Raw genomic sequence first — 12,064 nt, 5'->3', positions numbered from 1 at the left:
GGGGCGGGGCCGTGGTCTGCGGCCCCGCCTCAGCTCTGGTTGAAGAAACCGTCGGAGCGGTGCGCGGCGGACTCGCCGCTGATGACCTGGGTGTCGGCCGGGCTCAGCAGGAACACCCGGGTGGACACCCGCTCGATCGAACCGCGCAGGCCGAAGATGAGCCCGGCCGCGAAGTCGACCACGCGCTTGGCGTCGGTGCCCTCCATGGCCGTCAGGTTCACGATGACCGGGACCCCGTCCCGGAACAGCTCACCGATGGCCCGTGCGTCCCGGAAGCTGTCCGGGGTGACCGTCGCGATGCGGCGGCCCTTCTCCTCGGCCACGTCCGAAGCCACCTTGACCCGCGGGTCCGTGACCCAGGCGTCCCCGGGCTCGGTGCCCTCGGAGTAGTCGTCGTCGTAGTAACGCTCGTCATCGTTGTTGTCGTCGACGAGGCCGAGCCACGCACTCGCCTTGCGTACCGATCCCATGGACGCCTCCTCTCACAGCTGTCTTTCGTGCTTCCGCATCCCTATGGTCATCCATGATGCGGACGTCGCGCCAAGTGGATAGACGCCGCCCGGGGGGTTTGTGACGGTACTGGTGCACAGCGGATACGTCGAGAGTCCTTGTGTCCCAAGGGTCGTTTCCCAAACGGCTGCTGACTGTGAGTGAAATATGATTCTTCGCGGCACACGGGTGAGGACGGGTGCGTACGGGTGATGGCGGCGGTCGGTACGATGCCGCAGCTCAGCGTCGTACCAACCACGGGGGAGCGTCGTGTTCGGAATCGTCAGGCCGTGCAGGCACAGGCTCGGAGAGAGCCTCACGAGCCAGTGGATGGCTCATTTGTGCGGGTTGTGCCTCGCACTGCGCAAGGATCACGGACAGTTCGCGCGGATCGTGACGAACTATGACGGGCTGCTCATATCGGTTTTGACGGAGGCTCAGGCCGAGCGGGGCGGCGCGGGCGCCGGACGGCGCACCGCCGGGCCCTGCCCGCTGCGCGGGATGCGCACCGCTTCCGTCGCGCACGGCGAGGGGGCCCGGCTCGCGGCGGCCGTCTCCCTGGTGCTGGCCTCGGCCAAGGTGCGCGACCACGTCGCCGACGGGGACGGCCTGCTGGCCCGCCGTCCGGTGGCGCTCGCCGCCCGCCGGATCGCCACCGGCTGGGACGCGGCCGGGGCGCGCGGCGGCAGCGCCGTCGGATTCGACACCGCCGTACTGGTCGACGCCGTGGACCGGCAGGGCGGCATCGAGGCGCTCGCCGGGTTCGGAACTCCGCTGCTCACCGTCACCGAGCCGACCGAGACCGCGACCGCCGCCGCCTTCGCGCACACCGCGCACCTCGCCGGGCGGCCGCACAACGCCGTGCCGCTCGCCGAGGCCGGGCGGCTCTTCGGCCGGCTCGCCCACCTCCTGGACGCAGTGGAGGACCGGGAGGCCGACGCCGCGTCCGGCGCCTGGAACCCGCTCACCGCCACCGGGACGCCGCTCACCGAGGCCCGGCGGCTCGCCGACGACGCCGTGCACGGGGTGCGGCTGGCCCTGCGGGAGGCCGAGTTCACCGACGGGCGGCTGGTGCACCGGCTGCTCGTGCACGAGCTGGGCAGTTCCGTGGACCGCGCGTTCGGCACCGTCTCGTGCGCCCACGGCAGCCATCCGTACGCCCCTCCCGGCGCGCCCGGCACCCCGGGTGCTCCCGGCGGCCCCGGCGGGCCGACGCCCCCGGAGCCGCCGCGCCGCGACCGGCGCGGGCCGCTCGCCGGCTGTGCCGTGTGGCTCGGGCTGGCCTGCACGTGCCAGATGTGCTGCGGCACCTTCAACGACCCCTGGAGCGGGCAGCGCAGGGAAGGGCTCTGCTCCCAGTGCGACTGCGGCAACTGCTGCGACTGCTGTGACTGCTGCAGCAACTGCTGCGGCGACGACGGGTGCGACTGCGGCTGTGACGGCTGCGACTGCGGGTGCAGCTGCTGAGGCGAGGCTGGGCACGCGTGGGCGTACGCATCGTCAGTGGTCTCCTGAGAGCGAAGGCATGGGGCGGCGCGAGGGGAGGGGCGTGCGTGCGCGTGTGAAGGCGGGTCGACGGCAGGTCGAACCTGGGAGGGCCCCGACGGGATCAGACGATCAGGGCAGGCAGGGGGGTCGGCTCAACAGGAACAGGACCACACTCGACCGAAGTCGATGTGGGAGCGCGTGACCAGCCACTGCTGTGGATGCATGGGCCAAGTGGAACAGGCATCCGCTTCCGCGTCAACGGACCGAGACGCGCGGCTCACAGTGTGGACGGCCTTGACAGCGGACGGAAACAGCCCCGTACTCTCGGCGGACGGCCGTGCTGAGGGGCTCGACCGTGTGAAGGCACCACCCACCGTGTCCGACTGACGTGATGTCACGGAGCCTTCGCATGTCCTCCGACACCCTCGCCAAGTCCGCCGCCCCACCGGACTCCCCGGACGGGACGGATCTCCCGCGGATCGTCCCGCAACGCCACCCCGGCCAGTGGACGGCCGCCGCGATCGTCCTCGTCCTCCTCGCCTCGCCCTCGCCGGCAACTCCGTGCTGCGCGCCGTGAGCCGGGGCTACGTCTGGCTGTTCCGGTCGATACCGATCCCGGTGCAGCTGCCGCTGTGGTTCAACATCGGCGGCCCGGCGACGTACTGGACCGCCCGCGGCACGGGCGCACCCGGGCGTTCCTCTCCAAGGTCCTGTGACGACGGGGCCCTCGGCCCAGGCAGAAAGGGATGACCCCGCATGACCTCCTCCCACGGCAGGCGGCGGCTGCACCTGGCCGCCGCACTGGACCGGCGGTCGGTGTACGACGCCGACGCGTACGTGTCGGCCGCCCGGCTCGCCGAACGCGGCGCGCTCGACTTCGTGACCCTGGGCGACAGCCTCGCCCGTCCCGGTCCGGACGCGCTCGCCGTCCTGTCCCGGCTGGCGCCCGCCACGCGGCGCGTCGGCCTGGTCCCCACCGTCACCACCACCCACACCGAGCCCTTCCACGTCCAGGCGGCCGTGGCGACCCTGGACTGGGTCAGCCGAGGCCGGGCCGGCTGGCGGATCGAGGTGTCCACCACCGAGGGCGAGGCCCGCCTCTTCGGCCGTCGGCCCGCGGCACCCGCCGACGTGCTCTGGCAGGAGGCCGGCGAGGTCGCCGACGTGGCGGCGCGCCTGTGGGACAGCTGGGAGGACGACGCCGAGATCCGGGACGCGGCCACCGGCCGCTTCGTCGACCGGGACAAGCTCCACCACGTCGACTTCACCGGCGCCGCCTTCTCCGTCAAGGGCCCCTCGATCGTGCCGCGGCCCCCGCAGGGGCACCCCGTGCGCGTGGTCGACGCCACCGGCCGGGCCGCACGGGCGGTCGCCGCCCGGTACGCCGACGTGGCCCTCGTGCGCACCGCGCTCCCCGCCCGGGCCGCCGCCGCGCGGGCCGAACTGCGGGCGTCCGCCGAGGCGTACGGCCGTGACCCGGACGGGCTGCGGGTCCTCGCCGCCCTGGACGTCGACCTCGGCGACGGCGAGTACGCGGCCGAACCGGGGCACGGCGGGGGCGGCCCCCGCGCCACCCCGCACGGCCCGCTGTACCGCGGCGGCCCCGTCGACCTGGCCGAACTGATCGTCTCCTGGCACCGGGACGGCACCGTCGACGGCTTCCACCTCACCCCCGTCGAGCCGCGCCGGGACCTGGAACGCCTCGTCAACGGCACGGTGTCCGTGCTCCAGCACCGGGGCCTGTTCCGCACCTTCTACCCGGGCAGCACGCTCCGGGACCACCTGGGCCTGGCCCGGCCCGCCAACCAGTACACCGTCGCGCGGGGAGCGTCATGACCGGACCGAAACCGAGGCAGCCGGAACCGGCGCGGCCGAAGCCGATGCACCTCGCCGCGCACTTCCCCGGGGTCAACAACACCACCGTCTGGGCCGATCCGCGCTCGGGCTCGCAGATCGACTTCGCCTCCTTCGAGCACCTCGCCCGCACCGCCGAACGCGGCCTGTTCGACTTCTTCTTCCTCGCCGGGGGACTGCGGCTGCGCGAGCACAAGGGCCGCATCCACGACCTGGACGTGGTCGGCCGCCCCGAGTCCCTGACCGTGCTCAACGCGCTCGCCGCCGTCACCGACCGCCTCGGCCTCGCCGCCACGGTCAACGCCACCTTCAACGAGCCCTACGAACTCGCCCGCCGGCTCGCCACCCTGGACCACCTCAGCGGCGGCCGGGCGGCCTGGAACGTGGTGACCTCCTCCGACGCCTTCACCGGCGAGAACTTCCGGCGCGGCGGCCACCTGGACCGCGCCGAGCGGTACACCCGCGCCGCCGAGTTCGTGGCCACGGCACGGGAGCTGTGGGACTCCTGGGCCCCGGACGGCACCCCCCGCCCCTTCGCCCACCACGGGCGGCACTTCGACATCGCGGGCGAGTTCACCCTGCCCCGCTCCCCGCAGGGGCACCCGGTGGTGATCCAGGCGGGCGACTCCGACGAGGGCCGGGAGTTCGCCGCCTCGTCGGCGGACGTGATCTTCACCCGGCACGGCACCCTGGACGCGGGCCGCGCCTTCTACGCCGACGTCAAACGCCGCCTGGCGACGTACGGCCGGAGCCCCGGCGATCTCAAGATCATGCCCGGCGTCACCGTCGTCCTCGGGGACACCGCCACCGAGGCGCGGGAGCGGGCCGAGGAGATCCGGTGGCAGCAGGTCTCGCCGCAGACGGCGCTGCTCACGCTGGAGCGGATCTGGGGCGTCGACCTGTCCGCGTACGACCCCGACGGGCCGCTGCCCGACGTCGATCCGGTGGCCGACCCGCAGCTCGGCCAGGGGCGGACCCGGCAGGGCGACAGCGTCGCGACCGCCGAGAAGTGGCGGGCGCTGGCGCAGGAGCGGGGACTGTCCATCCGGCAGACCGTGATCGCGGCGGGCGCCCGGCAGTCCTTCGTCGGCACGCCCGAGCAGGTGGCCGCCGAACTGACCGAGTTCGTGGGGCGGGACGCCGCCGACGGCTTCGTCCTCGTACCGCATCTGACCCCGGGCGGGCTGGACGAGTTCGTGGACCGGGTGGTCCCGTTGCTGCAGGAGCGCGGCGCGTTCCGTACCGCGTACGAGGGCACCACCCTGCGTTCCCACCTCGGTCTGTCCGACCCGGTGTGGAAGGCTTGAGCCATGACGAAGGGCTCACCCGGCGACACACCGGACAAGGCATCCGACCGCGCACCCGGCGACGCGTCCGACGCGTGGAAGCGGTGGCACGAGCAGCGCGTCGCCACGGTCTCGGCGCCCTACGGGCCGCTCGCGCTGACCGGCACGCACTGGCTGGAGGATCATCCGGACGGGCAACTTCCGGACATCCCCGGCCGGTGGACGGCGGACGGCGACGCGGTGCTGCTGACGGCCGGCCGCGCGGACGGGCTCACCGTCGGCGGGCGGCCCCTGGACGGCGAGGCACGGCTCACGGCCGACCGGGGACCGGCGGACGCGGCCCGGGTGGCCCGCGGCGAGCGGCGGCTGGTCGTGCTGGTCCGCGAGGGGCTGTGGGGTGTCCGCGACTTCGACCCGGCCGCCCCCGCACGGCGGGAGTTCCGCGGCATCGCGGCCACGCCGTACGACCCGCGCTGGTCGGTGCCGGGCCGTTTCACCCCGTACGACACCGGGCGGCGCAGCGTGCGGGTGCCGAACGCGGACGGCCGGGAGCGCGGGCTGGCGCTCGGCGGGGAGCTGGCCTTCGAGCTGGCCGGACGGGGGCACACCCTCCAGGTGGGCGTCGAGGACGACGGTTCCCTGTGGGCCGTCTTCGCCGACGCGACCAGCGGGAGCACCAGTTACCGCTTCCGGTTCCTGCGCCCGGCCGCACCGGACGCCGAGGGGCGCACGACGGTCGACCTCAACCGTGCGCTGCTGCCGCCGTGCGCGTTCGCCGACCACTTCGTCTGTCCCTTCCCGCCGCCGGGGAACACGCTCGGGGCCCGCGTCGAGGCGGGGGAGCGCGAACTGCGCTGAGTCCGGCGGGGGGTTGGTAAAGGTCGTTCAAAGCTTGACGGCCGAAAGGCGCTCTTGCGCCGACCGGACGTTCGGCCGAATACTCCAACCTCAGCGCTTGTCAGGGGCACGACGTATTCGGAACCCGGAGGTCCGCCCCTGGCTGCGCCTCACGGGCCCCCACCCCCACGAGAGGGGCCCCCGACTTCCCCTGTGGAGGAACGAAAAGTGAGGATCAAGCGCACTACCCCCCGCAGCGGCATCACGAGACGGACCCGGCTGATCGCCGTGTCCACCGGCCTCGTGGCCGCGGCCGCCGTCGCGATCCCCAGCGCGAACGCGGCACCCACCCCGGCCACCTTCAGCGCCGCCGAGCTGAGCAGTGCCGGCAGCGCGGTGCTCGAGGCCGACGTCCCGGGCACCGCCTGGGCCGTCGACAGCGAGTCCGGCCGGGTGCTGCTCACCGTCGACAGCACCGTCTCCCAGGCCGAGATAGCGAAGATCAAGGAGCAGGCCGGCGACAAGGCCGGCGCGCTCACGATCAAGCGCACCCCCGGCAAGTTCAACAAACTCATCCAGGGCGGCGACGCCATCTACGCGAGCAGCTGGCGCTGCTCCCTCGGCTTCAACGTCCGCACCAGCAGCGGCGCCGAGTACTTCCTGACCGCCGGTCACTGCACCGACGGCGCCGGCGCCTGGCGGGCCAGCTCCGGCGGCACCGTCATCGGGCAGACGGCGGGCTCCAGCTTCCCGGGCAACGACTACGGCATCGTGCAGTACACCGGGTCCGTCTCCCGGCCCGGCACCGCCAACGGCGTGGACATCACCCGCGCCGCCACCCCGAGCGTGGGGACCACCGTCATCCGTGACGGCTCCACCACCGGCACCCACAGCGGCCGGGTCACCGCCCTGAACGCCACCGTCAACTACGGCGGCGGCGACATCGTCGGCGGGCTGATCCAGACCACGGTCTGCGCCGAGCCCGGCGACTCCGGCGGCTCGCTCTACGGCAGCAACGGCACCGCGTACGGTCTGACCTCCGGCGGCAGCGGCAACTGCTCCTCCGGCGGTACGACGTTCTTCCAGCCGGTGACGGAGGCCCTGAGCGCCTACGGCGTCAGCGTCTACTAGGAGCGCGGCCGGCAGCGCGACGAGCCCCCGTACACCGCGGCGACGGTGTGCGGGGGCTCAGCCCGGGCCGCCGGGGAGGACGATGGCGTTCTCGTAGGCGAACACCACGGCTTGGGCGCGGTCCCGCAGATGGAGCTTGGCGAACATGCTGCCGACGTGGCTCTTCACCGTCGCCTCGGTCACGACCAGGCAGGCGGCGATCTCCGGGTTCGACAGGCCCCTGGCCACCAGGAGGAGGATCTCCCGTTCCCGCGGGGTCAGCCCGGCCAGCACCGCCTCCCGCGGCCGGACCGGTGCGGCGCGGGTGGCGTAGTCCTCGATCAGCCTGCGGGTGATCGACGGCGACAGCAGGGCCTCACCGGCGTGGACGACACGGATCGCCTCCAGCAGCCGCTCGCGCGAGGCGTCCTTCAGCAGGAAACCCGACGCGCCCGCCCGCAGTGCGCCGAAGACGTAGTCGTCCAGGTCGTAGGTGGTGAGGATCAGCACCCGGGGCGAGGAGCCGGAGGCGGTCAGCCGGGAGGTGGCCTCGACACCGTCCATGCGGGGCATCCGGATGTCCATCAGGACCACGTCAGGACGCAGCTCGGCGGCCCGGTCGAGCGCCTCGTGGCCGTCGGCGGCCTCGCCGACGACCTCCAGGTCGTTCTGGGTCTGCAGGAACAGCCGGAAGCCGATACGGATCAGCTCCTGGTCGTCGACGATCAGCAGGCGGATGGTCATGCCGCGCCCCCGGCATCCCCGACCGGGAGCCGCGCGGCCACCACGAAACCACCGGCGGTGCGGCGGGCGTCCAGGCTGCCGCCCGTCACCGCCGCCCGTTCCCGCATCCCGCGGATGCCGTGCCCGGCGCCCGACGGGACCGGACCGCCGCCGTCTCCGCCGCCACCCCCACCTCCGCTGCCGCCCCCACCTCCGTCTCCGCCGCCGTCGTCCTCGACCGTGACGTCCAACCGCGTCCGGCCGTAGTGGAGCGTCACCGTGACCCGGGTGGGGTCGGTGTGTTTGAGCACGTTGGTCAGTGCCTCCTCGACGATTCGGTAGGCCGACAGTTCGAGGCCGTCGGCCAGCGGCCGGGCCTCGCCGGTGAACTCCAGCCGTACGGGCATCCCGGCGGTCCGGTATCCGGAGACCAGCTCGGGGAGCTGGCCCAGCGAGGGCTGCGGCCGCCACTGCGCGCCGTTGTCCGGCGTGCGCAGCAGGCCGAGGATCCGGCGGAGTTCGGCCAGGCTCTGCTCCGCGTTGACCTCGACCCGTTCCAGGGTCTCGGCCGCGACCCGGGGGTCGGTCGGCAGGACGTCCCGGGCGCCGCGCACACCGATCAGCATGACGGTGACCGAGTGGGCGACGATGTCGTGGAGTTCGCGGGCGATGGAGGTGCGTTCCCGCTGTGCCGCGATCTGGTCGAGCTGCTCGCGCTCGCGTTCCAGGGTGGCCGCGCGGTCCTCCAGCGCCCGGGTGTAGCGCCGCCGGGTCTGGAGGTACGAGCCGACGGCCCAGGCGCCGATCGGGACGGGCAGCGAGGAGATGCTCGCCAGCAGCAGGAACAGCGCCGTCGGCACGAGCGCCGCCACCGACACCCTCCGGTCACGCAGGTCGGCGAGCGAGGCGAGGGCGACCACGACGGGCGCCCCGCCCGGCGAGTAGCCCAGCGGCACGAGCACCGCGGCGCCCGCACAGGCCGTGACGAGCACGGTCAGGGGGGCGCGTCGGCGGAAGAGCAGTACGGAGCCGACGAGCACCGTCACCACGACCGGGATCACGCCGACCGGGATCGCGTCGGCCGGGATCACGACGACCGGGGTGCCGCCGTCGAAGAGCTGCCCGATCTCCACCCCGGTCGTGATCGCCGCCAGCACGAGGTCGAACAGCGCCGAGCGGCGCGCGACCAGCAGGCCGTACGCCGCCCGGGCCCGCCCGAAGAGGCCGGTCACGCCAGATCGCGCCGTCGCTCGACCACGACCGCGACCAGCGTGACCGCGACCGTCCACGCGGCCAGCACCCATCCGGCCGCGACCACCGACAGGGTCGTGTGGTGCGTCATCCGGCTCAGGATCCCGGCCGCGCCGAACGGCGTGAGGTTGACGCCCGCTTCCCAGACGCCGGACAGCAGCGGGACCACGGCGAAGTTCACGACCAGCAGGACGACCACTCCCAGGACCGGGCTACGGATCAGGGCGCCGAGGGCGGCACCCAGGATCGCGGACAGGACGAACGCCACCAGGTTGCCCGCCACGACGGCACCGACGTCTCCCGAGGTGAGGCCGGGACCCGGCTGGTCACTCAGCAGCGGCAGCGCGAGCCCGACCGACACCGCGGTCGTCAGCGCGCCGAGCAGGAGCCCGGTCAGCGCGTAGGCGGCGATTCTCGCCGACAGCACGGTCCCGCGGCCACGGCGGCCCACCAGTGCCGCCGGTGCGGCCGTCCGGTGCCGGTACTCACCGGCCGCACCGACCAGCCCCCAGAGCAGGAGCAGGACCGGCATCGCCGACAGGGCCTCCTCCTTCTCGGGCACCTCGTCCAGCGTGCCCGACCACGCCGCGACCACCAGGGCGTTGAGAGCGGCGAACGCGGCCGCGCCCACCGCGAAGCCCAGGACGGTCCGGGTGGTCACGGTCTTGATCAGTTCGCCGCGCAGCAGATGGCTCACCGGTCCGCCCCTCCCGTGAGGCCGAAGAACGCGTCCTCCAGCGACGCGGTCCGCTCGGTGATCTCCTCCAGCAGGACGCCGTCGCGGTGGGCCAGCCGCGCCACCTCCGTGACGTCGAGCCCCTCGACCAGCAGCCCGCCTCCGTCGTCGGCCTTCGTGCGGCCACCGGCCGCGGTCACCAGCTCCGACAGGCGCCCGGCCTCGGCGGTGCGCACCGCGACCACGCTCTGCCCGGACCGTTCGAGGTCCCGGATCGCGCCTTCGTGGACCAGCCGCCCCCGGTTGATCATGACCACGTCGTCGACGGTCTGGGCCGCCTCGCCCAGCATGTGGCTGGACAGCAGGACCGTGCCCCCCTTCGCGGCCCGCTCCCGCAGCAGCGTGCGCAACCAGCGGATGCCCTGCGGGTCCAGGCCGTTCACCGGCTCGTCCAGCACCAGGATCTCCGGATCGCCCAGGAGCGCCGCGGCGAGCCCGAGCCGCTGCCGCATGCCCATCGAGTACTTCCCGACCCGGCCCCGGGCCGCCTCCGCCAGGCCGACGAGTTCCAGTACCTCGCCGACCCGGCGGCGGGGCAGTCCGGCCAGTGCGGCCAGCGAGCGCAGGTGCGCCCCGCCGGTACGGCCGGGATGGGCCCCGCAGGGTTCGATGTGCACGCCGAGCATCCGGGCGTCGGGCCTGAGGGCGGCGACCGGCGTGCCCCGTACGAACGCCCGGCCCGCCGTCGGCCGGGCCAGTCCGACGACCGCTTTGAGGGCGGTGGTCTTCCCCGCCCCGTTCGGGCCGAAGAACCCCGTCACCCTCCCGGTTCGGACGGTGAACGACAGGTCGTCGACCGCCGTTCTGCGGCCGTAACGCTTGGTCAGCCCTTCGGCCCTGATGGCCGCCGGGTCCCCGGCGCCTCGTGAAGAAGTCATGCCCGAAGCCTCCGGCGTGCCGGTCTCCCGGTCTTCCACCCACGGTCGAAACCCGGACTCCCACCAGAGGGGGAGGCCACCGCCGCCTCCCCGCTCTCGCGAGGAAGAGGTGAAGGCCCTGTGACCGCACTGGAGTTGTCGTGCGCACGTCCTGGAGTCGACCTTGTGTACGGCCTGTGGAATCGGAAGAGTTAACGCTCGTCAACCAGCCTTCCGGTTCACGGGGTCCCCACAACCTCGCGGACCGACCCCCCACAGGAGGACGTGAGTTGAAGCACCGACGCATACCCAGGCGGCGGGTCGCCGTGGTAGGTGCGGGAATCACCGCACTGGTCGCGGCCGGAGTCACCTTCCAGACCGCGAACGCCAGCGAGTCCCCGGAGACCGCCGCGCCCGAGACCCTGTCGGTCACGGCGGCCGGAAAGCTCGCCTCGACGCTGCTCGGCGACCTCGGCGCCGACGCGGCGGGCACGTACTACGACGCGCAGGCCAAGAGCCTCGTCGTCAACGTGCTCGACCAGAGCGCCGCGCAGACCGTCGAGGAGGCCGGCGCCGAGGCCAGAGTCGTCGAGAACTCGCTCGCCGACCTGAAGAGCGCGCGCACCGCCCTCACGAAGGACGCGACCATCCCCGGCACGTCCTGGGCGACCGACCCGACCACCAACAAGGTCGTCGTCACCGCCGACCGCACGGTCTCCGAGGCCGAACTGGCCAAGCTGACCAAGGTGGTCGACGGACTGGGCGCCAAGGCCGAGCTCAAGCGGACCAAGGGCGAGTACAAGCCCTTCGTCTCGGGCGGCGACGCCATCACCGGAGGCGGCGGGCGCTGCTCGCTCGGCTTCAACGTGACCAAGGGCGGCGAGCCGTACTTCATCACCGCCGGCCACTGCACCGAGTCCATCTCGACCTGGTCGGACTCCTCCGGGAACGTCATCGGCGAGAACGCGGCGTCCAGCTTCCCGGACAACGACTACGGCCTGGTCAAGTACACCGCCGACGTGGACCACCCGAGCGAGGTGAACCTCTACGACGGCTCCTCGCAGGCCATCTCGGGCGCCGCCGAGGCCACCGTCGGCATGGAGGTGACCCGCAGCGGTTCCACCACCCAGGTGCACGACGGGACGGTGACCGGCCTGGACGCCACCGTGAACTACGGCAACGGCGACATCGTCAACGGCCTGATCCAGACCGACGTCTGCGCCGAGCCCGGCGACAGCGGCGGCTCGCTCTTCTCGGGCGACCAGGCCATCGGCCTCACCTCCGGCGGCAGCGGCGACTGCACCTCGGGCGGCGAGACCTTCTTCCAGCCGGTGACGGAGGCACTGTCGGCCACCGGTACGCAGATCGGCTGAGCAGTACCCGCACACCAGTGAAGTCCCGTCCCGCGCGCGAGGGGCGGGACTTCCGCGTGT

Annotated in this window: 11 protein-coding genes and 1 pseudogene; 7 read left to right on the top strand and 5 right to left on the bottom strand. The window is 73.2% G+C overall.

Going from position 1 to position 12,064, the window contains the following annotated elements:
- Window positions 1-29 precede the first annotated feature (29 nt).
- Window positions 30-470 carry a cell division protein SepF gene (gene sepF, locus ACH4D3_RS23900; RefSeq protein WP_387067327.1) on the bottom strand — a complete coding sequence of 147 codons (441 nt, stop codon included), beginning with the start codon at window positions 468-470 and terminating at the stop codon, window positions 30-32.
- A 289-nt stretch (window positions 471-759) separates the two neighbouring features.
- On the opposite strand from sepF, the gene ACH4D3_RS23895 reads away from it, so the two are divergent.
- The 6 genes and pseudogenes from ACH4D3_RS23895 (at window position 760) to ACH4D3_RS23870 (ending at window position 7,085) form a co-directional block, all read left to right on the top strand.
- Window positions 760-1,956 carry a DUF5685 family protein gene (locus tag ACH4D3_RS23895; protein WP_398325205.1) on the top strand — a complete coding sequence of 399 codons (1,197 nt, stop codon included), beginning with the start codon at window positions 760-762 and terminating at the stop codon, window positions 1,954-1,956.
- A 430-nt stretch (window positions 1,957-2,386) separates the two neighbouring features.
- Window positions 2,387-2,625 (top strand): annotated as a pseudogene (locus ACH4D3_RS23890) (amino acid ABC transporter permease); the annotation flags it as partial.
- A 108-nt stretch (window positions 2,626-2,733) separates the two neighbouring features.
- Window positions 2,734-3,813, top strand: a complete 1,080-nt coding sequence (locus tag ACH4D3_RS23885) for an LLM class flavin-dependent oxidoreductase (protein ID WP_398325202.1) — start codon at window positions 2,734-2,736, stop codon at window positions 3,811-3,813.
- Between the two features lie 44 nt (window positions 3,814-3,857).
- Window positions 3,858-5,138, top strand: coding sequence for an NtaA/DmoA family FMN-dependent monooxygenase (locus ACH4D3_RS23880; RefSeq protein ID WP_398325349.1), 1,281 nt, complete (start codon window positions 3,858-3,860; stop codon window positions 5,136-5,138).
- Window positions 5,139-5,141: 3 nt separating this feature from the next.
- A complete protein-coding gene (locus ACH4D3_RS23875; RefSeq protein ID WP_398325199.1) occupies window positions 5,142-5,975 on the top strand; it encodes a DUF1684 domain-containing protein in 834 nt (277 codons plus the stop codon).
- A gap of 207 nt (window positions 5,976-6,182) precedes the next feature.
- A complete protein-coding gene (locus tag ACH4D3_RS23870) occupies window positions 6,183-7,085 on the top strand; it encodes a S1 family peptidase (protein ID WP_398325196.1) in 903 nt (300 codons plus the stop codon).
- A gap of 57 nt (window positions 7,086-7,142) precedes the next feature.
- On the opposite strand, the gene ACH4D3_RS23865 is transcribed toward ACH4D3_RS23870, so the two are convergent.
- The 4 genes from ACH4D3_RS23865 to ACH4D3_RS23850 are packed head-to-tail and all read right to left on the bottom strand — an operon-like array spanning window position 7,143 to window position 10,652.
- Window positions 7,143-7,808, bottom strand: a complete 666-nt coding sequence (locus ACH4D3_RS23865) for a response regulator (RefSeq protein ID WP_398325193.1) — start codon at window positions 7,806-7,808, stop codon at window positions 7,143-7,145.
- A complete protein-coding gene (locus ACH4D3_RS23860; RefSeq protein ID WP_398325190.1) occupies window positions 7,805-9,019 on the bottom strand; it encodes a sensor histidine kinase in 1,215 nt (404 codons plus the stop codon). The genes ACH4D3_RS23865 and ACH4D3_RS23860 overlap by 4 nt, the downstream gene beginning before the upstream one ends.
- Window positions 9,016-9,735 carry an ABC transporter permease gene (locus tag ACH4D3_RS23855; RefSeq protein WP_398325187.1) on the bottom strand — a complete coding sequence of 240 codons (720 nt, stop codon included), beginning with the start codon at window positions 9,733-9,735 and terminating at the stop codon, window positions 9,016-9,018. Before ACH4D3_RS23855 ends, ACH4D3_RS23860 begins: the two co-directional genes overlap by 4 nt.
- Window positions 9,732-10,652, bottom strand: coding sequence for an ABC transporter ATP-binding protein (locus tag ACH4D3_RS23850; protein ID WP_398325184.1), 921 nt, complete (start codon window positions 10,650-10,652; stop codon window positions 9,732-9,734). Before ACH4D3_RS23850 ends, ACH4D3_RS23855 begins: the two co-directional genes overlap by 4 nt.
- Window positions 10,653-10,921: 269 nt before the next feature.
- Between ACH4D3_RS23850 and ACH4D3_RS23845 the strand changes: the two genes are divergently transcribed.
- On the top strand, window positions 10,922-12,004 hold the full coding sequence (locus ACH4D3_RS23845) for a S1 family peptidase (RefSeq protein ID WP_398325181.1): 1,083 nt from the start codon (window positions 10,922-10,924) through the stop codon (window positions 12,002-12,004).
- Window positions 12,005-12,064: the final 60 nt, after the last annotated feature.

Source organism: Streptomyces sp. NPDC018026 (genome assembly GCF_044327745.1).
Taxonomy (GTDB): domain Bacteria; phylum Actinomycetota; class Actinomycetes; order Streptomycetales; family Streptomycetaceae; genus Streptomyces; species Streptomyces rubrogriseus.
The sequence above is the reverse complement of the archived record's forward strand: the minus strand, read 5'-3'. Positions and strand labels throughout refer to the sequence as shown.

Bases quoted from the DNA above. Each gene is read 5' to 3' on its own strand.
- sepF (WP_387067327.1), bottom strand. From the start codon at position 470: ATGGGATCGGTACGCAAGGCGAGTGCGTGGCTCGGCCTCGTCGACGAC.
- ACH4D3_RS23885 (WP_398325202.1), top strand. From the start codon at position 2,734: ATGACCTCCTCCCACGGCAGGCGGCGGCTGCACCTGGCCGCCGCACTG.
- ACH4D3_RS23880 (WP_398325349.1), top strand. From the start codon at position 3,858: ATGCACCTCGCCGCGCACTTCCCCGGGGTCAACAACACCACCGTCTGG.
- ACH4D3_RS23875 (WP_398325199.1), top strand. From the start codon at position 5,142: ATGACGAAGGGCTCACCCGGCGACACACCGGACAAGGCATCCGACCGC.
- ACH4D3_RS23865 (WP_398325193.1), bottom strand. From the start codon at position 7,808: ATGACCATCCGCCTGCTGATCGTCGACGACCAGGAGCTGATCCGTATC.
- ACH4D3_RS23850 (WP_398325184.1), bottom strand. From the start codon at position 10,652: ATGACTTCTTCACGAGGCGCCGGGGACCCGGCGGCCATCAGGGCCGAA.